Below are 24,126 nucleotides of genomic sequence, written 5' to 3' on the forward strand. Positions count from 1 at the left end.
TAAAGTCATCTTAATTGTTTAATTCAATTTCATACTTTTTTATTTTCTTATACAAAAGACTTTTGTGTATTCCCATAACCTCTGCTGCCTTAGAACATTTCCAATTGTACTTCCTTAACACATCAATAATTAAACTCTTCTCATAATTTTCAACCATTTCATGAATTGAGCAATTACTATCCACATTACATTGAGCCACTCTGCTGATATTATCCATTTTAGATGGAAGGTCACACATCATAATGACCATATCATCACTTACAGCATAGGCGCTTTTTATTACATTTTGTAGTTCTCTTATATTTCCTGGCCAAATATAGTTAATAAAACAATTTTTAACCTTATCACTTAAAACCTTCAATTCCTTATATTCAACATTTAATTTATTTAATATATAATTTGCTAGCAATAAAATATCATCTTGTCTATCCTTTAATTCCATCATATGAATATTTATTACATTTAACCTATAGTATAAGTCTTCTCTAAATAATCCCTCTTCAACCATTTTACTTAAATTCTTTCTTGTAGCAGAGATTACTCTTACATCTATCTTTATAGTTTTAAGACCTCCAACTGGTTCTATCTCACTTTCCTGAAGAACTCTTAAAAGTTTTGCTTGCATGGTCAAAGGCATGTCACCTATTTCATCTAAGAAGATTGTACCATTATTCGCAACTAAAAATTTACCTTTTTTGCCGCCTTTTTTTGCTCCTGTAAAAGCTCCTTCGTCATACCCAAATAGCTCTGATTCTAATAATTCTTCTGGTATTGCAGCACAGTTTATACTAACCATGGGTTTGTCTGACCTACTGCTATTATTGTGAATTGCTCTAGCAAAAACTTCTTTACCTGTGCCAGTTTCACCTGTTAAAAGAACTGAGAAGTTCGTTTTAGAAGCTTTCACACCTGTTTTCTTAAGTTCTATGAAATCTCTATTTTCACCTATGAGCTTGTCAAAACCACAGTTATCCTTAAACTGTTCTTTATAATATTGGAGCTCCATATATTCTGACATTAACTTTTTAGCTACATCAAAGGATTGCAATCTAAATTTAACTTGAGCTACTCCTGCAACTACTTCTCCATTGTCATTTTCCACATAAGACCTACTTACTATTACACTTTTTTCTTTTGTATTTCCACCTGAGTAATGATGTATAGCTCCTTCTTCACAATACTTATCTCTCATAATGTCTAGCATTTTTGTATTTGGTATAATACTTTGTATATTGTGTCCTATTATATCGTCTCTTTCTTTCCCTAAGAAGTCACAATATTTATCGTTAATATCTATGATTACTCCATCTTTATTTACAACAATAAAACCATCATCAGTCATGGATAACACTCTTGCAAATATATCCTTATACCAGTGCTCTTTCATTGTTTCATCCCTCCACTATAACCTTCAGCAAAAATAATAAGTCTTACAATACAATATTATAAGACTTACCATTCTATGTATTCAATGTTTTCTAGAAGTTACCTATTTAATGATTCTATTATTTCAGGTAGAATTTCATATAAATCTCCTACAATTCCATAGTCACATATACTGAAAATAGGGGCTTTGGAATCTTTATTTATAGCAACTATATATTTAGAATCACTCATACCTGCTAAATGCTGTATTGCTCCAGATATCCCACATGCAATGTATAACTCTGGTCTAACAGTAGTTCCTGTTTGTCCCACTTGATGAGAATGCTCTATCCACCCTGAATCTACTGCCGCTCTTGAAGCACCAATCTCTGCCCCCAATTTATCCGCCAATTCTTTTATTAGTTCAAATCCTTCTGCCTTCTTTAATCCTCTTCCTGCTGATACTATTATTCTAGCATCAGTTAGATTTATGGATTTCTTTTCTTGTGGAAGCATTTCTACTAATCTAGTTCTAATCATTTTTTCATTAAGTTCTGGAGTAATAACCTCTAAAACTCCAGCCTCTGATTCACTTCTTACAGCTTTTGCCATAACCCCTGGACGAACTGTTGACATCTGTGGTCTATTTTTTGGACAAACAATAGTAGCCATTAAATTTCCACCAAAGGCTGGTCTTGTTTGTAATAACTTATTATCCGTTGAATCTATTTCAAGTTTTGTACAGTCAGCAGTTAGACCTGTTCCAACTTTACCTGCAATTCTAGGTGCGATATCTCTTCCTATAGAAGTAGCTCCAACTAGTACAACCTCTGGCTTTTTCTCTTCAATTAAACCTGCTATTGAAATTGCATATCCATCAGTTGTGAAATCTTTAAGAAGAGGGTCGTTGATATAATATGCTTTATCAACACTATAGTGAAGTAACTCCTTTACTTCTTTCTCTACTTCATATCCAGCTATTACAACTGCAAGCTCTTTTCCTAATTGGTCAGCAAGCTTTCTTCCCTCACCAATAAGTTCTATAGTAACAGGATTGATTTTGCCTTCCCTTTGCTCTCCTATTACCCAAACGCCATTATAATCATTTAAATTTATACCTTGATTAACTTTTGCTCTCATCATCTTAACACTCCTATACTAGTTTCAAATCGAATAGTATTTCTACTAATTTCTCAGCTTTTTCCTTTTTATTTATACCTTCGATTATTTCATTATGCTTGTCTTTAACTGGTACAAAAGACTTGTAAACATTTGTAGGTGAACCCTTTAATCCAATTTGAGTTGTATCAACAGCTAAGTCTTCAAGTGTTAACACAGTAATCTTTGCATCTCCATTATTATAAGCTCCTAAGATTCCTTTGACACTTGGATATCTTGGATTATTTAACTCTTTTATAGCAGTTAGTAAAACTGGCATCTTTGCTTCTATTAAATAATCTCCTGTCTCTGTATAACGAGTTACTAGTAATTTATCATCTTGAACCTTTACTTCTTTTGCATAGGTAACCTGTGGTACCCCTAAGAATTCTGCAACCTCTGGTCCAACCTGAGCTGTATCTCCATCTATAGCTTGTCTTCCACAGAATATTACATCATACTTTCCAACCTTCTCTATAGCAGCAGCAATAATTGTAGATGTGGCCCAGGTATCTGAACCACCAAAAGCTCTATCTGAAATTAAGTATGCTTCGTCAGCGCCCATTGCCAAAGCTTCTTTTAAAGCACTTTTAGCCTGAGGAGGTCCCATGCTTATAACCTTAATCACTGCTCCCAGTTCATCTTTTATTTTTAAAGCTTCTTCTAAAGCATTTCTATCATCTGGATTGATTATACTTGGTACACCATCTCTTATTAGGGTACCTGTCTCTTTATTTATTTTAACTTCATTAGTATCTGGAACTTGCTTTAAGCAAACAACTATATTCATGCTCTTCCTCCTATCCTAGTACTGCTCTTGAAATAACAACCTTGTGTATTTCTGAAGTACCTTCATAAATTTCTGTTATCTTGGCATCTCTGTACATTCTCTCTAATGGATAATCCTTCATATATCCATATCCTCCATGGATTTGAAGAGCTAGGTTTGTAACCTCTCTTGCAGTACGTGACGCATTGTATTTTGCCATAGCAGCTTCTTTAGTATGTTTTTCTCCTCTAGCTTTTAAGTCTGCAGCATAATATACCAACAACTTTGCTGATTCCACCATAGTCGCCATATCTGCTATATACCATTGAATACCTTGCAAAGCTGAAATTGGTTTGCCAAACTGAACTCTTTCTTTAGAATATTTGATACTTTCTTCTAAAGCCCCTTCAGCAATTCCTACAGCTTGAGCTCCAACTCCAATTCTTGCTCCATCTAGGCAAGTCATAGCTATGTTAAAGCCTTTTCCTTCTTTTCCTAATAAATTAGACTTTGGAACTCTACAGTTATCAAATATTAACTCTGCAGTTTCTGAACCATGGATACCCATTTTTTCTTCAATTTTTCCTATTGAAAAACCTGGAGTCCCTTTGTCAACGATGATAGCAGACATTCCCTTTATTCCCTTTGATGGCTCTGTAAGTGCAAATATTATTAATGATTCTGCTTGACCTCCACCAGAAATAAAGCACTTAGTCCCATTTAAGACATATTCATCAGTTGCTTCATCAATGATTGCAGTTGTTGCAGCTCTTGCGGCATCTGAACCAGCATTAGGCTCAGTTAAAGCAAAAGCACCTACACACCCACCTTCAGCCATCATCGGAAGGTATTTTTTCTTTTGCTCCTCAGTACCAAATTTTAAAATAGCTTGAGCATATATTGTGTGTATTGATAATATTGCTGCAGATGCTGCACATTTTTTGGCAACCTCAGTAACAACAATTACCTTTTCTATATCTGCTCCACCAGAACCACCATACTCTACAGGTGTTCCAATACCATTAAAGCCTATTTTAGCCATTTTGCTAAAAAGCTCTCTTGGAAAAATACCTGTTCTATCAGTTTCAGCAGCTATTGGTGCTATTTCCTTCTCTGCAAATTCTTTTGCTACTCTTTGAAGCATTAATTGTGCTTCTGTTAATCTAAAATCCATAAAATTTCCTCCTATTTATTAACGTACTTCACATGTTTCTTTATTCATTGCTACAATTCCAGACTCAATTAGAACTTCTATATCAGAATCACTGTATCCAAGTTCTCTCAATATCTCATCTGAATGTTCTCCTATAAGTGGAGCATCACAAGTCATGTTAACTTCAATATTTCCAAACTTAACTGGAGTGGATGCAAGCATTGTCTTATTTCCATTTTTACTTGTATGTTCATATATATAGTTATTAGCAATAGCCTGTTCATCAGTTACTACATCATTAACATGTTGAATTCTTTCATGGGCTATATCCGCAGTAGTAAGCTTTTCAACCATCTCATTTTGAGTGAATTTTGCAAATTCACCATCCAAAATATTAATAAGCTCTGTAGCATTTTTCTTACTTTCTACTGAAGATGCAAATTTTTCTTCTTTTATTAAATCTTCTCTTCCAAATAATCTGCAAAGTGCCTCAAAATATCTTTCATGCTCTAGGATACTTAAGAATATCCACTTTCCATCCTTACAACGATAAGAGTTTATTACTGGAGAAATAGCATTTTTTCTAGTTTTTGGATACTCATCGCTAAACTGTGTAGATGCTAATAAAGATGATGCATTCCATATTGCTTGTCCAAATAAAGATGCCATTACTTTTTGTCCTTTTCCAGTCTTAGCTTGTTGATACAAAGCTGCACATATACCTCCAGATAAACTACAAGAAGTTGTGGCATCTCCAAAGGCTATAGGTGGGTTTATTGGGCTTGTATCCTTCTCTGCGATATCAAGCATAGCTCCACTTCTTGCCCAAAAGGCAACTGTATCAAAACCTGCATTATCCTTAGCAGGTCCAAAATCGCCAAAACCATTTATTTGTCCCCAGATAAGATGTGGATGCTTTTTGCTTAATGATTCATAGTCAAGACCTAGTCTTTTTAATGCTCCTGTTCTATAGCTTGAAACAAATACGTTTGCTTCACTTAAAAGCTTATCCATAATTTCAATTCCAGTTTCACTCTTAAGATTTATAGACAAACCTCTTTTATTTGAATTATATGTGCTGTAGAAAGGATTATTATAATCATCTATTGGCATTGTCATTGTTGCCCCTGTCTTTCTTCCTGGGTCTCCAAAGCTTGGCTCTACCTTAATAACATCAGCACCCCAGTCAGCTAATATTTTGGAAGTTCCTGGACCTGCTACAAAATATGTTAAGTCAATGACCTTAACTCCTTCTAATGGTTTATTTAACACTTTCAATTCCTCCTTATACTGTCAACTTGGTATTTTAAATATGGTATTTATGGTATTAAAACATAAAATTTATTGTATATACTTTATATACTTTGAAAATTGATTCTACAATATCAAAATATAATTTATACTTTTTGTCTTTTCTGTTATGGTAATCCTGGGAACATTGTAAACATAAGAACTGCTACTACGGTTCCAATAATCGGGGTTAAAACAGTTACCCAGAATATTGGCATATAAGCATCCTTATGTGATTCATTACATAGACCATTTGTTACAGTAACGATATATCCATTGTGTGGAAGTGAATCTAATGCTGCTGACGAAATTGCCATAGTTCTAGTTAATGCTGCAGCAGAGACACCCTTAGCTAAAAATACTGGTCCAAGAAGTGGAGCCGCAATTCCAAGTCCACCTGAAGCTGACCCACAGATACCCGCAATAACTGTAGTTCCAACTGCAGCCCCTGCAATAGGAGGTCCAGGAATATTAGTCATAGCATTAACTATGAAGTCAAAACCGACTGCTGATTTTACAACTGAACCAAATGCTACTACAGCACAAGTATTACATATTGCTACTACTGTAGTTTTACATGCATCACCAACATGGCCAACTATTTTTGCATTATCTTGATATTTATTTAACAATAAATATACTAATAAAGCTCCAATAAATACTCCTACCTCAATTGGTACTATTGCTTGTCCATTAATTTTCACATTAATTATTAGGATTGATACTATTAATGGAATTAACGCAATTAGACCATTAGGACCATTTTCTCTCTTAGAATTAGTTGTTGCTACTTCATCAAATGTATCTGATTCATGTGCTATAAAATGCCCACCATTGGCTTTTTCTTTTGAAACCATCTTGTATAAAATGGTGCTTCCAACTATAAACATTACTGCACATGATATAAATCCATTTACTGCTCCAGCCATAATATCTGTCCCTAATGTTGAAGCTGGAATAATATTATGAATCTGAGGTGCCCCTGGTGCAACCATAGCAAAAGTTGAACATCCAAAAGTCAAGGCTGCTGGTATAAATCGTCGTGGCAAATCAGCTTCTTTAAAAATTTCTAAAGCTATCGGAAACACTGCAAAGCTTACAACGAAAACGCTTACTCCTCCATAAGCTAATATTCCACAAGCTATTGGAATAGAAAGTAATGCTTTATCCTTACCAATCCATCTTACAATCATCTTAGCAATAGATTTTGCTCCACCAGTAATCTCCATTATTTTTCCCATTAAGGTACCTGTTAGGAAAATAAAGAAATTTGCCTGAAGAAATTCAACAAATCCTGTCATATAATCCACCTTAAGTGCATCATACACATTTAAATTCCCTGTTATAGCAACTAATAATGAACATACAATTGCTATTATAAAAATATTTACTCCCTTCATAACCATTACAACTAGAAGGGATAGAGCCATGATAATCCCTACTAAACTTATAATTACTCCCGTATTCATAAATTAACTCCTTTTAAAATTAAACTATAAAACTATATGTATTTTTTCACGAAATTTAGATTTTGAATATATTCTATATTTGTTCTAATTTTAGTTATAATAATTACTTATTTTCAAAAATCGGTTTTCTCTTTTCTATAAATGCATCCATGCCTTCTTGCTTATCTCTTGTAGCAAAAGTTAAGCCTGCAATATCTTTCTCTAGTTCAAGAGCATTTTTTAAATCCATATCTATCCCTTTATTAATAGCAACTTTTGCATATCTTATTGCTATTGGTGCTTTTTCAACTATTTGGTTCATCATCTTAATTGTCTCTTCTAAAAGCACATCACTTGGAACCACTTTATTAATAAGACCAATAGATTTAGCTTCTTCTGCGTTTACTTGTCTTCCTGTAAAAATTAATTCCTTGGCTATCCCAGTTCCAACAAGTCTTGATAATCTTTGAGTTCCACCAAAACATGGAATGACTCCTAAATTAACTTCAGGTTGTCCAAATATAGCCTTTTCTGATGCAATTCTAATGTCACAACTCATAGCAAGTTCACATCCACCACCTAATGCATATCCATTGACTGCTGCTATTACTGTTTTCTCAAGAGCTTCAATTTTATCAAAAATTCCTTGGGCATAACCTGCATATTTTCTGCCTTCTTCACTTTTATAGTTTTGCATCTGACGTATATCAGCTCCAGCTACAAAAACTTTACCTTCTCCAGTAATAATAACTCCTAATATTTCCTCCTTTTCTGATACTACATCAATAACTTGAGATAATTCTCTAAGAGTGTCATTGTTAAGAGCATTTAAAGCTTTAGGTCTATTTATAGTAATAACACAGACTTTATCCTTAACTTCCACCTTAAGATTTTTCAAATTTTCCATTACAAATCCCATCATATTCCCCCCATTATGCATTGTTATTTTTTCTACATTTCTTGTTAATATATAATAGCAAGTTCTACGCCAACTTATATTAAATTCCTTTATTTTTGTTAAAAAATTATTTTTTTTGATAAAATAAACAAAATATACATAAATTTCACTTAATTTTTAATCATTTTTAACTTTAGAATTGATTAAATTATAATTCACTAAAGAATTTTTATCCAACAAAACCCATAAAACCATATTTTTGTCTCATTTTCGAGAAAATACTTTAAAAACACAGTCTCATTTTTGAGAATGTAGTCTCATTTTTGATATTTTCATTAAAATAGTTTAAGTTGTATATCCATAAGTTTATTTGCACTAAGTTTATTTGCACTCTAGTAAAAGAGTCTTTATTTAACATATTAGGTAATTTATTTTCTATTAATTTAAATTGTTAATACTTTAGTTTAGTATATCTATGTATATGTTCCAATAGTATAAATTTTTTAACGAAAATAGGAAAAACCACAAAGACTTAATGTCTAAATAGTTTTTCCTATCTTAAATACTCCTGATAATTTTAGATTTGATTTATAATGTTGATTTAATCTTTTATTTGATATTATTCTAAAATTAAATAACTCCACTCTCTTTTAACTCATTTATTTTTCCACCATCAAACCCAAGCCAGCTATTATAAATCTCCTCATTATTTTCTCCTAAAGATGGTGCTGGTACATTAATTTGAGCTTTTGTTGTCATCAACTTAACTGGATTTCCATTGACTTTCATATCTCCTATAATAGGATGTTTAATATCTACAATCATTTCTCTTGCCTTTGCAATATGTTCATTTGTTGTAACATGACCGAGGTCATATATAGGAGCAGCAGGAACTCCTGCTTTCGATATTAAATCAACAGCTTCTTCTATTGTATAGTTGATAGACCATTTTTCTATCTCTGGTTTGAGAGATGCATGGTTTTCACAACGGTTAAGATTTGTATTAAACCTTTCATCTATTAAAAGGTCTTCTCTAAAAAGAACCTTCTTACATAAATTTTCAAAAAGTTTATCATTACCACAACCTATTACAAAATTACCATCGCTTGCTTTAAAAGAATCATAAGGATAAGCTGAGGCATATCTATTTCCCATAAGTTCAGGTTGACCTGAATCAAAATATCTCTGTATACCAGTTTCAAGAGATGATACAACAGAATCAACGAGGGAAACATCTACTCTTTGTCCTTTTCCTATTATCTCTCTAGCATTAAGTGCTGCAAGTATACCAATAGTTAAATTCATTCCACCCAATACATCTCCCATAGCATTACCTACTCTTGTTGGTTCTCCTCCTTCAGTTCCTGTTATACTCATAAGACCACCCATTGCTTGTGCAATAATATCATATCCTGGACGCTCTGAATATGGCCCATAACATCCAAAGCCTGATACAGCTCCATAAATTATTTGATTGTTCACTTTAGCTAGCTCATCGTAACCCAATCCTAGCTTTTCCATAACACCTGGTCTATAATTTTCTACTACAACATCAGCTTGCTTTACCATATCTAAAAATATCTTTTTGCCTTTTTCTGACTTAAGATTTAAAGTTACACCTTTCTTATTTCTATTTATATTTGCATAATATAGACTCTCTCCATTTACAAAAGGTCCAAAACCTCTTGTATCATCACCTTTTTTTGGTACTTCTATTTTTATAACATCAGCCCCAAAATCAGCCAACATCATTGTGCAATATGGCCCTGCAAGAACTCTAGTAAGGTCAAGTACTTTTATATTACTTAATGCTCCCTTTTTCATAACTATACCCCCAATTTATATTATATTACTCAATATTAAAAGTTGAGTTTAATAACAAATTCTCCGATTATCGAAATTAATGCATTATATGTGCTATTCCATTAAAAAATAGAACTGATACTACTGCAATAACCAATAGTCCAACTGCACTCATAATGAAAAGTTGAACAAACACCTTATTTTGTTCTTCTTTATTGAAGTCTTTTTTACTTGACCCCATAGCTGCCAAAATCAATGCACCACCAGTAGAAAGTGGACTTACACCAGCAAGAGAACCTCCCACACCAACTGCTGCAATAAGTGCTAGTGGGTCTACTCCTCCAACTGACTTAGCTATATCAACACACATAGGCATCATGGTTGGATACACTACTGCTAATGCTGAACTAACCATAGACATAAGCCCTGCTGAAATACTCATAATTGGGGTAGCTGTTTTACTATTCATCAATGATGACAATGCATTACTCATTAAATCAATTCCTCCTGCTGCGTCTACGATTGTCATCATTGCACCTACTCCAAGTACCATTACTATCGTGCTCCATGGAATTGCTTTGATACATTCTCCATCTTCAGCAATATTGAAAAGAAGAAGTACAGCTGAAACTGAAAAAGCTGCAAGTCCAACATTCATATCAAAGATTATGATAAAAGCAATCATAACCACTATACTTGTCAGAGAAATTATCTGCTTTACATTAAATTTTTCTATTTCCTTACTATTTATAACATTTATAGGCTTTTTAAGTTTATATCCTTTAAAAATTATAAACAATACTATTGAAAATACGATTGTTGAAAGAGTCTGACAAGCTAAAACAGCAGGCATAACATTTTCAATTCCAACTCCCTCTGCAACAGTTGTTATGATTTGACCTTCTGGAGTAATAGGAGTCATACGTCCTGCCATTAATCCACATTCACCTATAAGTGCAAGCATCACAGGATTATAACCAACAGTTATTGCTACAGGAACAGCCATTGCAGGAATAATTGCAAGTGCTGGGATTGCTCCAGGCCCAACACCAGCAACAACAAACCCTGCTATAAAAACTGCTATAGGTATAAGCCAAACACGTTTACCTGAAGCAGCTACAATTTTTTCTGCAACAAGCTTCAATGCTCCTGTTGAATTCACTATTGCAAAAAGTAATGTTATACCAACAAGCGTAGTAAACATTGAGTTACTTATAGCTCCATAAAGATCTTTATCATCCATACCAAAAATTCTAACAGCTATAACACCAATAGCTAAAGCTAAAATACCTGCATTATTCTTACGTACAAATGCAAGAATAATAACTCCTAAGAATAAAAGTAAAGCTATAACATCCATACTAATCCCCTCAATTCTTTTATTTATTTTATTAACTAATATACTTTATTAATAGATATGTTTCGTTAATCAATAGGACTGACAATTAGAACTCTCAGACTTTATATTTACATGATGACCACTATATACACCATTTACAGAACTCATCTGATACTTTGATAATTCAAGAAGTTTAACAAAATCAACGCCTGTATCATACCCCATGCGTTCGAGCATGTATACTAAATCTTCAGTTGCAGTATTTCCAGATGCTCCAGGAGCAAAAGGACACCCTCCTAATCCCCCAAGTGTAGACTGCACAGTGGTAATTCCGCATTCAATAGCAGCAAGAGTATTAACCATCCCCATATTTCTAGTGTCATGAATATGTACCTGCCATCTGCACTCTGGCAAAGCTTCAACTAGTGCACTAATAGTATCTCTTACTTGTTTAGGGTCGGCAATGCCTATTGTATCTGCTAGGTTTATCTCTCTGATACCGTTTTCCCAAAGACGTTTGGCAAATGCTATGGCATCTTCAATTTTTGGCAAACCTTCAAAGGGACATCCAAATACAGTAGCCATTCCAATACATATATTCATATCTGGATAAGTACTCATTATTTTTTTAAGCTCATCAATAGACTCTTCATGAGTACGATTTATATTTTTCTTGTTATGAGTTTCACTCAAAGAAATAACATAAGATATATCTCTTATACCACACTCCCATGCAACTTTAGCACCATATAAATTTGGAACTAATGCATAAAGTTTCACATCAGGATAATTTTTTACACAGTAAGTTGCTACTTCCTTTGCATCTTTCATCTGAGGTATTGCTTTTGGGCTTACAAATGAACTAATTTCAAGTTGTCTAATCCCAGATGCAATAAGACCATCAATAATCTTAAGTTTTTTATCAGTATCTAAAAATTCCTTCAGATTTTGAAATCCATCTCTAGGACCAACTTCAAATATATTTACCTTACTCATTTCTTTTCCCCCTTTTTACAGTCACATAACAAGCTAGCATTGTATGTTCCTGCTTAACTTCGCTTAATTTAACTTAATTAATAAGCTTATTTAAGCATATTATAATCCTATAAACTAAATTCTGTCAACATAATCTGTCAACATAATAATAAATTTTTTAAAATTTATTTATTCTAGACATGTAAAATATACGCGTTGTAGAATATTGTTCTTTAGTTGAATATATGTTAAGATTATTGATATAAGCAAATTTAAGCAACTACTCAAGGAGGATTTTATCATGGCAACAATCAAAGATATTGCAAAGGACTGTGGCCTTTCTTCAGCAACTGTCTCGTATGTCTTAAGTGGTAAAGGAAATGAGCGTAGAATTCCACTACAGACACAAGAACTTGTATTAAATTCAGCAGATAGGCTTGGATATAAACGCTCTACTCCTATTAAACGCAACAATATACAAATAGCATTTTATTGGCAAGATGAAGGATTTGAGTTGGCATCAACTAATATATTTCAAGCAATAAACCACATAGTTTCTTTAGAACATTTAAATATAAATATCATAATACGCCCTTACAGTGTTGGCCATCTATGTGATGATGAATATCTTTTTTCAAATAATTATTATGATGGAGTTGTTTTAACAGGTATCAATGCTGATGACATAGAATATCTATTAAAAAATAAACCTAAAATTCCTGTAGTTGTTGTAAATCGTGAAATACCTGGTTTTTCAAGTGTCTCTATTGACAATGAAGAAACTGGTCGTATAGCAGCTTTACATGCTATCCAAAATGGTAAAAATGATATTGCAGCTGTATTCAATCCAACGTCTTTCACATGCATGACCTTGCGAGGTAAATCTTTTTTAAAAACATGTAAGGAACATGGAGTACAGTTATCAGACTCTATATATTATTGTTCTAATAAAATAGATAGTGGATACGATATTGCTCAAAAAATGCTTGCAAAAAATTCACTAAAAAAAGTAATTTTCTGTAATCATGACGTGGTAGCTCTTGGTATGATGAATGCATTTAATGAATCGGGAATTGTAATTGGAGAGGATGTTCAAATATTTGCAGCAAGCAATGGTCCTGCACGACTAATGGCAAGAAGTATTCCTCCTTTGACAGTTATAGATTTGAAGATGGAAGAGACAGCAGAACGTAGTCTTAGGATGATTATTGATATAGTAACTGGTCGTATAAGCGGTATTCAGCAACAAGTGATATACCCATCAATTATTTATAGGCAATCAAGTCCTGCTCAGAACTTACTTTAAAATTCTTAACTTATAAATACATTTTTTACAGCTATCTTCCATACACAAAAAAACACCTCTAACCCATGTTCACATATTATTTATGCAGACATAGTTTAGAGGTGTATATGTTCATTTTAATAATTACTTATTTTATAAAATTTATCACATAGTAAAATTAATGTAATAATTACAAATCTCAATGTGATATAATATTTATTCTACTTCCCAGTTATGGTAGATATCTTGAACATCATCATCTTCTTCAAGCATATCAACTAATTTATTCATCATTTTTAGATGAGATTCTTCTGTTAAAACAGTTGTAGTTTGAGGTATCATCTTTACATCAGCAGATATAAATTCATACCCTTTTGCTTTTAATTCATCACGAACACTAGAAAAATCTTCTGGTGTAGTTATTATTTCATAACCATCTTCTTCTGTTATAAAGTCTTCAGCACCTGCTTCTAATGCAACATCCATTAATTCTTCCTCTGAAACGCCATCTCCTGCACCAACTAATATTTGTCCTTTGTTATCAAACATAAAAGACACACATCCAGTAGTTCCTAGGTTTCCTCCGTTTTTATCAAAGTAGTATCTTACATTACCAGCAGTTCTATTTTTATTGTCAGTTAAAGTCTCTACTATAACAGCAACCCCACCAGGTCCATATCCTTCATAAACTATAGTTTCATAGTCTTCTCCAGCACCTGCCCCTGCACCTTTAGCAACAGCTCTATCTATATTATCATTTGGCATATTATCTGCCTTAGCTTTTTCTATAGCTGTTTTTAATGCTGCATTATATTCTGGGTCTGCGCCACCTTCTTTAGCTGCAACGGCTATTGCTCTAGCATGTTTAGTAAATATTTTTGCTCTTTGAGCATCTTGTTTACCTTTTCTATTAATTATATTTCCTATACGTCCCATATTTCCACTCCTTAATACGTACAATTAATTATTCTAATTTTTATCACTTGTAAATTTTATCACAAATCCTGAAAATAGTAAATTAGAACTTAGGAGGTTGTGCAGGCGTTTTTCTCTTGTGTTCACTTATTCTATGAAGTCTTTCTATTATCTCTTGGTCTCTTTGAGGAACTTCATCTAATCTACCTTCTAATACAGCATCTATCATATTGTAAGTAGTTCCCATTTCATTTTCATCTGTTTGTCCTTCCCAAAGACCTGCTGAAGGAGCTTTATTTATTAAATCTTCATGAACACCAAGTTCTTTTGCCCATTCATATACTTCAGCTTTAGTTAAATTTGCAATTGGTAAAATATCAACTCCACCATCACCAAACTTAGTAAAGTATCCAGTGTGTATTTCTGCAGCATTATCTGTACCAACAACTAAGTATCCTAGATTGTTAGCAATTGTGTAAATAGTACTCATTCTTACTCTTGCTCTTAAGTTTGCATCTGTCATTTTTAAATATTCTTCTCTATATAAATGTTTCTCTTTTAAATTTCCTACTACCATGTCTAATATAGCACTTTGTGGTTCTATAAGGTCTAAATCAAGATATTCTATATCACATCCTTCTATAACCTTAAGTGCATCTTCTCTATCTTGAGGATTACTTTTTATGCTCATTATAACTCCCATAGAGTTTTCTGGAAAAGCTTTTTTAATTAAATTAGCAACTACTGCTGAATCAATTCCTCCAGATACACCAACAATTAATCCTTTTGCATTTGCCTCATTAACTTTATTTTTAAGCCATTCTACAGTTTTGTCTATTTGTATTTTTATATTTGACATCATTATCTCCTCTCAATTTACTACTTTGTTTTAATATATTATACCATATATTAATATGTTGTTTTAACATGTTTTTTTTTATGCAAATTTAAGCAAAAATGAAGGATTATATTTAATATTATTTTATATAAATATAATTTGCCTATTTTGGTAAAACTATTTCAGAAGGTGGTTTTTATGAAAAATACTAATAACTTAAAGAAAAAATATTTTGATTTCAATATAAAAAATACGATAATTGGAGTATTTACAGGATTTATAAACGGGGTATTTGGCTCTGGAGGAGGTACTCTTTTAGTACCAATACTAAATGATATTGTGAAGGTAGAAGAACATAAATCTCATGCAACAGCTCTTTCTATAATAATTTTCTTGACAACAGCAAGTTCTGTTTTATATGTTTCTAAAGGAACTTACGATATTAACTTAACAATAAAAGTTGCAGCAGGAAGTATTGTTGGCGGCATTATAGGGGCTAAATTACTAAATAAAGTTACTGGAAAGTTTCTTAGAATTTCTTTTGGATTAATTATGATAATTGCAGCATTAAGGATGGTGTTTTAATGTTATTTGCTTTAATTGGATTTTTTGCAGGAATTATTGGAGGAATGGGAATGGGTGGTGGAACTATTCTTATTCCTGCTCTCGTTTTACTTGCTGGTATAGATACTAAAATAGCACAGAGTGTCAACTTACTTTCATCCATACCTATGACACTTATAGCACTGGCTATACATATAAAAAATAAAAATGTAGTTTTCAAATTAGTTATCCCAATAGCTGTATTTGGAGTGTTAGGAGCTATATTTGGTTCACTATTAGCTAATTATTTATCTTCTGATATATTGAAGAAAATATTTGGAGTGTTTTTACTTTTAGTTGGTTTATTCGAAGTTAAAAAAGGATTCTGTGCAAAATCTGATAAAAGCCATTAAATTATTTTAATATAAATTAATGGCTTTTATTTTCTATATAACTATTCTATTTTTATGCTTTTAGGTTAAATTACAGTAAGATTTTTATAGTAAAATTTCTCCATCCTGTTCAGATAAATAAAATTCTTCTCCTAAAACTATCTTCCCTGTTCCACTTGTTATATCAATCATTTTCTCTGATAGTTTTTCCACATATTCTAACTTTGAATATACTATTATCTCAACATTATCCTCATATATGGTATCTTTTATAAAGTACCCTAAATTCATCAGTTCATTTTGTACCTTTCCAAGTTGAGTATAATCTATCTTAACTTTAACTTCTTGGTACATTACCTTACTAATTATTTTTCCAGATTCTAAGCCTAACTTAGCACCTTTTGTATAAGCTCTAACCAGACCACCTGCACCTAATTTTATACCACCAAAATACCTAGTAACAACAACTACCACGTCTCTCAAATCCTCTTTTTTTATGACTTCTAATGTTGGTATCCCTGCTGTTCCCTGTGGCTCTCCATCATCACTATACCTTTGTATATTCATATTTTGTCCAACTGTATAAGCCCACACATTATGATTTGCATCTTTGTGTTTTTTCTTTATTTCATTTATAAATTCTACTGCTTCTTCTTCACTTTGTATAGGCTTAGCATATCCAATAAAAACAGATTTTTCAATTGTTATCTCATCTGTTCCAAATTCGTGTAATGTCCTATAATTACTCATTATAACTCCTCCTATTTTTGTCATTTGCTAAAATATATCTTTATTTATAAAAATTACTCCACTTAAAATGTAAATAGAATTTTTAGTATTCATTTTGTTAGCATTATAAGTCAATTATATAATAAAATCACAAGATTTTTAATTTTTATTTTTAATATAATTTATTGAGACATAAATCAATATAATTTATTAATATACAAATCAGATAAACTATAAAGTATACACTTCTAAAACTTGGAATTAAAAAAGGAAGGGTCTAACCCTTCCTCAAAACTCTATAAATTCACTACTAGTTTGCTGGAACATCGTCGCCCTCTGAAACTAATTTCTTTAATTCTTTAAACTTTTTATAAGATACTTCAACTAAAGCTTGCTCTTTATGATGTGACAACATTTCTAAAGCATCTTTTATCTTGTAAAATCCACCTTCTTGAAATTCAGGAGCAAGTACACATTCAGTATTACAAGCTTCCATAACATACCACATTATCGCATTACAAACTTCTTGTTGTCTACTTCTTGAGAAAAATTCATACATAGTATCGCCAGCTACATCTATCATTTTAGCATCTATGCCAGTTTCTACTTTAACTCTTTCAACAGCACTTTCATATGGAAGTCCTCCTCCAAGTATCTTTCCTTTTGGAAGTGTCCATTCACCTCTATCATTTTTTACAATAAGTACTTTATTAGCATAAAACACTACTCCACCTGCACAACGTCTTACTATCATTTGAAACCCCTCCCATTAATTTATTAATTACCTTGTTAAACTCCATAAATAAATCATTAAGTAAACAAATTACTTTAATAAAAAATCACTTTTTCAAATTTGATAATGCTTTAATGGCTTCATCATAAGCTCTAAGCACGTACTCTTTTTCAAAATTCTTATTCTTATCTTTTAACTGCTGTAAAATCTTTAAACTGTTTTCATCTCCTAATTTTGAAAGAGCTTTTGCACAATATTGTCTAGTTTGTGCATTTTTATCGTAGAGACCTTTTTGCAAAACTTCTCTACTACTTGGTGACTCAATCTTTCTTATTGCTGAATAAGTTATTCTTCTAATATCTGAGTGTCTGTGGTTTGTGAGCTGATGGAGTAACTTCAAAAACCTATCATCTCTTAGCTCACCTGTTGCCCAAATTAAAACAATCAAATCTTCAGCATTTTTTTCTACAAGGATTCTTTTGAAAACCTTTCTCTTAAAGTATACCATTTTTTCGTCATCTAAGCTATCCATAAAATCAAGTCTCTTAATTTTATCTAATTCTAAAAATTTATCTAAAATATCCTTAGATGCCTCAAAATCATCTTTTTGCATTTCTTTTATCTTCAACTTTGCCTGTATAAGTTGCTCACTTGCTTCAACATTTGAAATATTTCTAATTTTACTAATTTGAGATACTGTTTTGGATTCTTTGTAAAGAAGATAGGTTATAAAATAATCTTCAAGATTATCTATATTTTCCCAATTTATATCCATATCAAACCTATTTTTCTAATATGTACTCTCTATAGATATTAAAATCTTCTTCATCTAAATTTACATCTAATGTTATACCATTTTCCCCATACTCAAAATTCTCCACATTGTATTTATCTTTTATTCTACTAAATATATCACCTCTTTCATAAGGTAACATCAAGCTTACTGAATAAGTATTTTCCATTAAAGCAATTTCTATCATATTTAATAGCTTATCCATATTTATGCCTTGTTTTGCAGATATATACACAATATCTTCTTGACTCTTAGGATATATATCTAACTCTAACTTATCTACTTTATTGTATACAAGTATATGTTTTTTATCATTTGCACCAAGTTCTTTTAATACACCCTCAGTTGTACTTTTTTGCAATTCATAACTAGTATTAGTTGTGTCAATTACATGTAAAATTAAATCTGCATACTGTACTTCTTCTAGTGTAGCCTTAAATGCCTCTACTAAATCATGGGGAAGTTTACTGACAAATCCAACAGTATCTACTACTAAAAATTCTTTTTTATTTGGCAAAAGAGCTTTTCTTAAAGTTACATCTAAAGTTGCAAAAAGCATATCTTTTACAAAAACTTCTTTTTCTTGTTCATAATCCTTGTGTGTCTTTATTAATTCGTTTAGTAAGGTCGATTTTCCTGCATTTGTATACCCAACAAGTGCGACAATTGGTATATTTGATTTTAAACGCTTAACTCTTTGTGTCTCTCTATTCTTTTTTACCTCTTTAAGTTCACGTCTTATATCTGCTGCTTTATTAAGTATATGTCTTTTATCTACTTCTAACTTTTGTTCTCCAGGCCCTCTAGTTCCAATTCCTGCACCTGTTCTACTCATCTCACCACCCATTCCATAAAGTCGTGGTAATCTGTATTTTAATTGTGCTAATTCAACCTGTAATTTACCTTCTTTACTAAGTGCTCTTTGAGCAAATATATCTAAAATTAAGGTAGTTCTATCTATTACTTTTTTTCCAACAACATTTTCAATATTCCTAATTTGAGCGCCAGATAATTCGTCATTAAAAATTACTAAAGTAGCATCTAATGATTCACTATATGCTCTTATTTCCTCTACCTTACCTTTTCCTATATAATAAGCTGCATCAACAGCTTGCTTATTTTGAATTAAGCTACCTACAACCTCTGCACCAGCAGCTTTAGCTAATTCTTTTAGCTCTTCCATGGATTCATTAATGTCTATATCATCACTTTTTTTAATTATTGTTGTCAAATTTAGACCTACAAGAAGTGCTCTTTCTTGAATTTCTTTCACTTAATCACCTCATTTTTTGTTATAAAGCATAATATAATTGTATTAAACACTTACATTATTTATCTGTTTACTAATTATACCATTAATAATATGATTAATAATACTATATTATCAACTATTAATAAGAATATTTAGTATAATTATATTATCACCAAAATCTTATATACTTATAAAAGATTTGATATTTTATTTAAATTAGGAGGAAAATATGGGCGAAAATTATAAATTTTTTAATCACAAAGATTGTGAGTTTTTCCCTTGTCATAAAACTAATAAACCAGAAGAATTTAACTGTTTATTTTGCTATTGTCCTTTATATGCTTTAGGAGAAAATTGTGGAGGAAACTTTAAGTACACAGAGAAAGGAATTAAAGATTGCAGTAGCTGTATGCTACCTCATAAAAAAGATAATTATAATTATATTATGGGAAAATTTCAAGACTTAGTTAAAATTACTTGCAAAAAATAATTTTTTATTAAAAATAGCTATGTATAAATATTTATTGACTACTTTTAGTCTAAATAGTATTACATAGCTATTTTTATTGTATAAGTTTTAATTTATATCGTTTTACCTTATATCTTTCTACTTTTAAATAATTTACATAATTTATACATTGCAAAAAGCAACATACTTACTGCAAAAATCAATATCAAAATCATCAGTCCAGCATGAAAGAAAAATTCTTCTGGAAGCATATTTATAACTGGGTCTAAATCAGGATTAAATATCCAATAATCATTTCTAAATAATAATTTATGAAAAATAATAAATGATTTTTCAAAATTCAACAAAATAGGAAATGCCAACACTACTGGCATGATTATCAATGTCATTGATGTAGTTTTTAGTAGTTTTATATTTTTATTTTTTACACTTAATATAATTCCTACCAAAGAAATTATCATTAATAACTTAGATAATTTATTGATATTTTGAAATATATTTCTCACTTCTTCAAAATGTATTTTCCCTTCTGGAGAAGATTCTAATGTTGGTAACTTAAACTCAGATACATCCTTACTTAGGTTGTAATCTATTAAGTAATCATAATTTAATTTTATATTATCTTTAGATAAACCAGATAACTCTGATATGTTTAAATAATCAATATCAAAATAATAAAGTTGTTTAAATCCAACAGTAAAATTAATAGCACTTACTATTATAACTATACTGATACACACTGAAAAAATTATATTTAGAAACTTTTTCATGAAATCCCCCCAGTAATAAATTAAATCACTACACGATTTTAGTTGTAAAATCTTCTATATTCCATACATCATCGACAATGTCTGAATAGAATTCTGGTTCATGACATACTAAAAGAACTGTTCCCTTAAATTCTCTGATAGCTTTCTTCAATTCATCTTTTGCCTCAACATCTAAGTGATTTGTAGGCTCGTCTAGTACTAAGAAGTTTATATTTTTTAGCATTACTTTACAAAGCCTAACCTTTGCAGCTTCTCCACCACTTAGTACTCTCATTTGACTAGTTATATGCTCATTTGTAAGTCCACATTTTGCAAGAGCCTGTCTAACCTCAAAGTTTGTAAGCCCTGGGAATTCACTCCAAATTTCATCCATAGGTGTATTACTATTTTCTCTTGAACTCTCTTGTTCAAAATATCCAAGCTCCAAATAATCACCTAGCTTAACACTTCCTTCAAATGGTTTTATTATTCCAAGTAAAGTCTTTAATAAAGTAGATTTTCCAATACCATTCATCCCTTTTAAAGCAATCTTCTTTCCTCTTTCTAAATGGAAGTTAAGTGGCTTTGTTAATGCTTCATCATAACCTAAAACTAAGTCTTCCGTTTCAAAAATTATTTTACTTGCTACTCTGGCATCTTTAAAAGAGAAAGTAGGTTTTATCTTTTCCTTTGGTCTTTCTAGTATTTCCATCTTATCTAGTTGTTTTTGTCTACTATTAGCCATTCCTCTTGTTGCAACTCTAGCTTTATTTCTGGCTACAAAATCTTCTAATCTCTTTCTTTCTTCAACTTGTTTATCATAAGCTTGCTCTTCTTGACGTTTCTTTATATCATTCAGTCTTACAAATTCATCGTAATTACCTTTATATCTATTTAACTCACCATTTTCCATATGATATATTACATTACAAGTATTATTTATAAAGTCAATATCATGTGATACTAAAACAAAACTGTTTTCATATTCCTGAAGATACCTAGTAAGCCATGTTATATGTTCCTCATCTAAATAGTTTGTAGGCTCGTCCAGTATAAGAATAGTTGGATTTTCAAGTAAAAGTTTAGTCAGAAGTACTTTTGTTCTTTGACCTCCACTTAAATCAGTTACATCCTTATCAAGACCAATTTCTCCAAGACCAAGACCATTTGCAACTTCTTGTATCTTTGCATCTATCATATAAAAACCACTATTTTCAAGTATAGTTTGTATCTCTGCTGTTTCTTCAAGAAGCTTACTCATCTCATCATCACTAGCTTCTCCCATTTTGTCATACATAGCAATCATTTCTTGCTCTAAATCAAACATATGCTTAAAGGCTTCTCTAAGCACTTCTCTTATACTTTTACCTTTACTTAATACTGTATGTTGGTCTAAGTAACCTACTGTAGCTCTTGAAGACCATTTTATATTTCCAGCATCAGGCATAAGCTTTTTCGTTATTATATTTAAAAAACTCGATTTTCCTTCTCCATTAGCGCCAACTAGTGCAATATGTTCACCTTTTCTAAGTCTAAAGGATACATTTTCTAATATTGTTCTTGCACCAAATCCGTGGCTTACGTTTTCTACTACTAGCATTTTAACACCTCTCAAAAAAATTTTACACATTCTATACTATAATATATTCTTTTGAAAGTTAAATCAAGTATTACCAATATTTTTAGTTATATTTACAACAATTTAACCAAAAATAAACTTCATCATTATATTATGTAAAATAAAAAATAGATACTTTCATCAATAATAGAACTTCTTTATCGACTAAAAAAGCACATGCATGCTATAATTTCTTTGTAGACTGTTTAATCTTGAAATTATAAAATGGTTTCTGATATTATTTCATTAATCAAAACTCGTAATAGTAAAAAGTTTTCTTCATTTAGTTTTCTTCCTAATAATACACATAATTTTTTTGTTGTTTTCTTCTTTTTTTGGTCTTTTCTTAATAAAGTATATCAACTTTAAATTCTTCCTAAATCTTATCTAACTTTACAAAACCATATAGTTGGGATTTATTGTGAAAATATAGGTCATATGTGTAAATGTCTATCTGTCCATTTAATGTAGATTTGTAGGTTCTTATACAAACAGTTATGTAGCCTTGCAATTTGCTTTTTCACTATTTTTTGAATAAAAAATAGAGATAAAAATCAGGAAAATAATACCAACCTAATTTTTTCTCTATTTACTTTTTATTTAAAATACTCATCTAATCCATCTGCCACACATTGCATCATTTTTCTTTGATATTCTGGATTTGACATCATTTGGTCCTCATTGTAATTGCTCATAAATCCCATCTCTACTAATACAGCTGGCACTTTTGACCAGTTAAATCCAGTCAAATCTCCTCTTTGAACAATTCCATTTATTTGTATTCCAGCTTGTTCCATGTTTGTTTTGATGAATTCTGCACATCTATTACTATCTTCATATATAGGAGCTGTATATTTTCCATCCTTCTCAGGAACTAATATAGATGCACCAGTCTTTGAAGAATTATTTAAACTATCTGCATGTATTCTTACAACCATATCTGCTTTTTTCTCATTAGCAAGTATCGCTCTTTCTGAGTTACTTATATTTACATCATGTGTTTCTCTAGTCATTATTACATTGTAACCTTTAGATTCTAATATATTTTTTAAAACTACAGATGCTTCAAGATTTAAAACATACTCTGCTTTCTTTGTAGCTATACCTTCTGTTCCTGAAGATACTCTTGCTTTTTGAGATGAAGAACCTGGAGCTACTGGCTCTAAATTACTATCTCCTTTTCCTTGATGCCCTGGGTCTATACAAATTAAAAACTTTTTATTTTTTTGAGTTTCTGTTTTACTATCTGATTTATTATCCTCTGACTTATTATCATTTTTGCTTTTTGAATTTGATTTATTTTCATCTTTATCTTTTATATTTTTATTTTCATCTTTATCTTTATCTGTTTTTTCATTTTTAGTAGTACCTGAACTAATTAAATTTGTTGTCTTGTAAAAATTGGTAACTGGATTTGATGTTCCTATAATTATAATTCCCATGGCAATTATACAAGTAACTAACAATCTATATTTTTTCATCTTTTGCTCCTTTCAATGATAGACAGCTATTATCTATTTTAAATTTATATGAATATGTATCTATTTTATCATATACCTTGTTTAATTTATTTATTTTTATGAAAACTAAGGTGTTATTGAGTCAGTTTTCC

23 protein-coding genes are annotated in these 24,126 nt (G+C 31.2%); 4 read left to right on the forward strand and 19 right to left on the reverse strand.

Annotation, left to right across the window (positions count from 1 at the left end; translation table 11 throughout):
* Positions 1 to 10: 10 nt before the first annotated feature.
* The 10 genes from KGF41_RS10915 to KGF41_RS10960 form a co-directional block, all read right to left on the reverse strand.
* The gene (locus KGF41_RS10915) at positions 11 to 1,387 is read right to left on the reverse strand and encodes a sigma-54 interaction domain-containing protein (RefSeq protein WP_227829650.1); all 1,377 of its coding nucleotides are present in this window, start codon (positions 1,385 to 1,387) and stop codon (positions 11 to 13) included.
* A 98-nt stretch (positions 1,388 to 1,485) separates the two neighbouring features.
* Positions 1,486 to 2,505, reverse strand: coding sequence for an electron transfer flavoprotein subunit alpha/FixB family protein (locus tag KGF41_RS10920; protein WP_413841237.1), 1,020 nt, complete (start codon positions 2,503 to 2,505; stop codon positions 1,486 to 1,488).
* Positions 2,506 to 2,518: 13 nt separating this feature from the next.
* Entirely contained in the window at positions 2,519 to 3,313 is a 795-nt protein-coding gene (locus tag KGF41_RS10925) for an electron transfer flavoprotein subunit beta/FixA family protein (protein ID WP_227829652.1), read from the reverse strand.
* 10 nt (positions 3,314 to 3,323) lie between these two features.
* Complete coding sequence (gene acrC, locus KGF41_RS10930) at positions 3,324 to 4,466, reverse strand: acryloyl-CoA reductase (RefSeq protein ID WP_227829653.1); 1,143 nt, start codon at positions 4,464 to 4,466, stop codon at positions 3,324 to 3,326.
* 18 nt (positions 4,467 to 4,484) lie between these two features.
* Positions 4,485 to 5,717, reverse strand: a complete 1,233-nt coding sequence (locus KGF41_RS10935; protein WP_227842799.1) for a CaiB/BaiF CoA transferase family protein — start codon at positions 5,715 to 5,717, stop codon at positions 4,485 to 4,487.
* A gap of 146 nt (positions 5,718 to 5,863) precedes the next feature.
* Positions 5,864 to 7,204, reverse strand: coding sequence for a GntP family permease (locus KGF41_RS10940; RefSeq protein WP_227854710.1), 1,341 nt, complete (start codon positions 7,202 to 7,204; stop codon positions 5,864 to 5,866).
* Between the two features lie 103 nt (positions 7,205 to 7,307).
* Positions 7,308 to 8,102, reverse strand: a complete 795-nt coding sequence (locus KGF41_RS10945; protein WP_227842798.1) for an enoyl-CoA hydratase-related protein — start codon at positions 8,100 to 8,102, stop codon at positions 7,308 to 7,310.
* Positions 8,103 to 8,711: 609 nt separating this feature from the next.
* Positions 8,712 to 9,905, reverse strand: coding sequence for a CaiB/BaiF CoA transferase family protein (locus tag KGF41_RS10950; RefSeq protein WP_227842797.1), 1,194 nt, complete (start codon positions 9,903 to 9,905; stop codon positions 8,712 to 8,714).
* 76 nt (positions 9,906 to 9,981) lie between these two features.
* Positions 9,982 to 11,244 carry an SLC13 family permease gene (locus tag KGF41_RS10955; RefSeq protein WP_227842796.1) on the reverse strand — a complete coding sequence of 421 codons (1,263 nt, stop codon included), beginning with the start codon at positions 11,242 to 11,244 and terminating at the stop codon, positions 9,982 to 9,984.
* 69 nt (positions 11,245 to 11,313) lie between these two features.
* A complete protein-coding gene (locus KGF41_RS10960) occupies positions 11,314 to 12,219 on the reverse strand; it encodes a hydroxymethylglutaryl-CoA lyase (RefSeq protein WP_227829659.1) in 906 nt (301 codons plus the stop codon).
* Positions 12,220 to 12,499: 280 nt separating this feature from the next.
* Between KGF41_RS10960 and KGF41_RS10965 the strand changes: the two genes are divergently transcribed.
* Positions 12,500 to 13,504 carry a substrate-binding domain-containing protein gene (locus KGF41_RS10965; RefSeq protein ID WP_227829660.1) on the forward strand — a complete coding sequence of 335 codons (1,005 nt, stop codon included), beginning with the start codon at positions 12,500 to 12,502 and terminating at the stop codon, positions 13,502 to 13,504.
* A gap of 195 nt (positions 13,505 to 13,699) precedes the next feature.
* On the opposite strand, the gene KGF41_RS10970 is transcribed toward KGF41_RS10965, so the two are convergent.
* Together KGF41_RS10970 and nadE are read right to left on the reverse strand one after the other, a co-directional pair.
* Positions 13,700 to 14,419, reverse strand: a complete 720-nt coding sequence (locus KGF41_RS10970; protein ID WP_227829661.1) for a YebC/PmpR family DNA-binding transcriptional regulator — start codon at positions 14,417 to 14,419, stop codon at positions 13,700 to 13,702.
* An 82-nt stretch (positions 14,420 to 14,501) separates the two neighbouring features.
* A complete protein-coding gene (gene nadE, locus KGF41_RS10975) occupies positions 14,502 to 15,257 on the reverse strand; it encodes an NAD(+) synthase (RefSeq protein WP_227433380.1) in 756 nt (251 codons plus the stop codon).
* Between the two features lie 177 nt (positions 15,258 to 15,434).
* On the opposite strand from nadE, the gene KGF41_RS10980 reads away from it, so the two are divergent.
* On the forward strand, positions 15,435 to 15,821 hold the full coding sequence (locus KGF41_RS10980) for a sulfite exporter TauE/SafE family protein (protein ID WP_227829662.1): 387 nt from the start codon (positions 15,435 to 15,437) through the stop codon (positions 15,819 to 15,821).
* Complete coding sequence (locus tag KGF41_RS10985; protein WP_227829663.1) at positions 15,821 to 16,192, forward strand: sulfite exporter TauE/SafE family protein; 372 nt, start codon at positions 15,821 to 15,823, stop codon at positions 16,190 to 16,192. The genes KGF41_RS10980 and KGF41_RS10985 overlap by 1 nt, the downstream gene beginning before the upstream one ends.
* A gap of 84 nt (positions 16,193 to 16,276) precedes the next feature.
* On the opposite strand, the gene KGF41_RS10990 is transcribed toward KGF41_RS10985, so the two are convergent.
* From KGF41_RS10990 to hflX, 4 genes are all read right to left on the reverse strand, one after another.
* A complete protein-coding gene (locus tag KGF41_RS10990; RefSeq protein WP_227829664.1) occupies positions 16,277 to 16,921 on the reverse strand; it encodes a YigZ family protein in 645 nt (214 codons plus the stop codon).
* A 289-nt stretch (positions 16,922 to 17,210) separates the two neighbouring features.
* Positions 17,211 to 17,654 (reverse strand): NUDIX domain-containing protein, encoded by a 444-nt coding sequence (locus KGF41_RS10995; protein WP_227433384.1) that lies wholly within the window; start codon positions 17,652 to 17,654, stop codon positions 17,211 to 17,213.
* A gap of 85 nt (positions 17,655 to 17,739) precedes the next feature.
* Positions 17,740 to 18,408, reverse strand: coding sequence for a HEAT repeat domain-containing protein (locus KGF41_RS11000; protein WP_227829665.1), 669 nt, complete (start codon positions 18,406 to 18,408; stop codon positions 17,740 to 17,742).
* 7 nt (positions 18,409 to 18,415) lie between these two features.
* Entirely contained in the window at positions 18,416 to 19,699 is a 1,284-nt protein-coding gene (hflX, locus tag KGF41_RS11005; protein WP_227842794.1) for a GTPase HflX, read from the reverse strand.
* 208 nt (positions 19,700 to 19,907) lie between these two features.
* Between hflX and KGF41_RS11010 the strand changes: the two genes are divergently transcribed.
* Positions 19,908 to 20,168: a cysteine-rich small domain-containing protein gene (locus tag KGF41_RS11010; RefSeq protein ID WP_227829667.1), complete on the forward strand. Its 261-nt coding sequence runs from the start codon at positions 19,908 to 19,910 to the stop codon at positions 20,166 to 20,168.
* 107 nt (positions 20,169 to 20,275) lie between these two features.
* Here the strand turns inward: KGF41_RS11010 and KGF41_RS11015 are convergent, their stop codons facing one another.
* From KGF41_RS11015 to KGF41_RS11025, 3 genes are all read right to left on the reverse strand, one after another.
* On the reverse strand, positions 20,276 to 20,917 hold the full coding sequence (locus KGF41_RS11015) for a TIGR01906 family membrane protein (protein ID WP_227842793.1): 642 nt from the start codon (positions 20,915 to 20,917) through the stop codon (positions 20,276 to 20,278).
* A gap of 28 nt (positions 20,918 to 20,945) precedes the next feature.
* Positions 20,946 to 22,496 (reverse strand): ABC-F family ATP-binding cassette domain-containing protein, encoded by a 1,551-nt coding sequence (locus KGF41_RS11020; RefSeq protein WP_227856662.1) that lies wholly within the window; start codon positions 22,494 to 22,496, stop codon positions 20,946 to 20,948.
* Between the two features lie 614 nt (positions 22,497 to 23,110).
* Positions 23,111 to 23,995 carry an N-acetylmuramoyl-L-alanine amidase gene (locus tag KGF41_RS11025; protein ID WP_227829670.1) on the reverse strand — a complete coding sequence of 295 codons (885 nt, stop codon included), beginning with the start codon at positions 23,993 to 23,995 and terminating at the stop codon, positions 23,111 to 23,113.
* Positions 23,996 to 24,126: the final 131 nt, after the last annotated feature.

The sequence above is a fragment of the Clostridioides sp. ZZV14-6150 genome (genome assembly GCF_020657875.1).
In the GTDB taxonomy this organism is placed as follows: domain Bacteria; phylum Bacillota; class Clostridia; order Peptostreptococcales; family Peptostreptococcaceae; genus Clostridioides.

Bases quoted from the DNA above. Each gene is read 5' to 3' on its own strand.
- KGF41_RS10965 (WP_227829660.1), top strand. From the start codon at position 12,500: ATGGCAACAATCAAAGATATTGCAAAGGACTGTGGCCTTTCTTCAGCA.
- KGF41_RS10985 (WP_227829663.1), top strand. From the start codon at position 15,821: ATGTTATTTGCTTTAATTGGATTTTTTGCAGGAATTATTGGAGGAATG.
- KGF41_RS10925 (WP_227829652.1), bottom strand. From the start codon at position 3,313: ATGAATATAGTTGTTTGCTTAAAGCAAGTTCCAGATACTAATGAAGTT.
- KGF41_RS10920 (WP_413841237.1), bottom strand. From the start codon at position 2,505: ATGAGAGCAAAAGTTAATCAAGGTATAAATTTAAATGATTATAATGGC.
- KGF41_RS11000 (WP_227829665.1), bottom strand. From the start codon at position 18,408: ATGGATATAAATTGGGAAAATATAGATAATCTTGAAGATTATTTTATA.
- KGF41_RS10980 (WP_227829662.1), top strand. From the start codon at position 15,435: ATGAAAAATACTAATAACTTAAAGAAAAAATATTTTGATTTCAATATA.
- KGF41_RS11015 (WP_227842793.1), bottom strand. From the start codon at position 20,917: ATGAAAAAGTTTCTAAATATAATTTTTTCAGTGTGTATCAGTATAGTT.
- KGF41_RS10990 (WP_227829664.1), bottom strand. From the start codon at position 16,921: ATGAGTAATTATAGGACATTACACGAATTTGGAACAGATGAGATAACA.
- KGF41_RS10940 (WP_227854710.1), bottom strand. From the start codon at position 7,204: ATGAATACGGGAGTAATTATAAGTTTAGTAGGGATTATCATGGCTCTA.
- KGF41_RS10970 (WP_227829661.1), bottom strand. From the start codon at position 14,419: ATGGGACGTATAGGAAATATAATTAATAGAAAAGGTAAACAAGATGCT.
- KGF41_RS10950 (WP_227842797.1), bottom strand. From the start codon at position 9,905: ATGAAAAAGGGAGCATTAAGTAATATAAAAGTACTTGACCTTACTAGA.
- KGF41_RS10955 (WP_227842796.1), bottom strand. From the start codon at position 11,244: ATGGATGTTATAGCTTTACTTTTATTCTTAGGAGTTATTATTCTTGCA.
- KGF41_RS11010 (WP_227829667.1), top strand. From the start codon at position 19,908: ATGGGCGAAAATTATAAATTTTTTAATCACAAAGATTGTGAGTTTTTC.
- KGF41_RS11025 (WP_227829670.1), bottom strand. From the start codon at position 23,995: ATGAAAAAATATAGATTGTTAGTTACTTGTATAATTGCCATGGGAATT.
- KGF41_RS10995 (WP_227433384.1), bottom strand. From the start codon at position 17,654: ATGATAGTAAGACGTTGTGCAGGTGGAGTAGTGTTTTATGCTAATAAA.
- acrC (WP_227829653.1), bottom strand. From the start codon at position 4,466: ATGGATTTTAGATTAACAGAAGCACAATTAATGCTTCAAAGAGTAGCA.
- nadE (WP_227433380.1), bottom strand. From the start codon at position 15,257: ATGTCAAATATAAAAATACAAATAGACAAAACTGTAGAATGGCTTAAA.
- KGF41_RS10915 (WP_227829650.1), bottom strand. From the start codon at position 1,387: ATGAAAGAGCACTGGTATAAGGATATATTTGCAAGAGTGTTATCCATG.
- KGF41_RS10960 (WP_227829659.1), bottom strand. From the start codon at position 12,219: ATGAGTAAGGTAAATATATTTGAAGTTGGTCCTAGAGATGGATTTCAA.
- KGF41_RS11020 (WP_227856662.1), bottom strand. From the start codon at position 22,496: ATGCTAGTAGTAGAAAACGTAAGCCACGGATTTGGTGCAAGAACAATA.
- KGF41_RS10945 (WP_227842798.1), bottom strand. From the start codon at position 8,102: ATGGGATTTGTAATGGAAAATTTGAAAAATCTTAAGGTGGAAGTTAAG.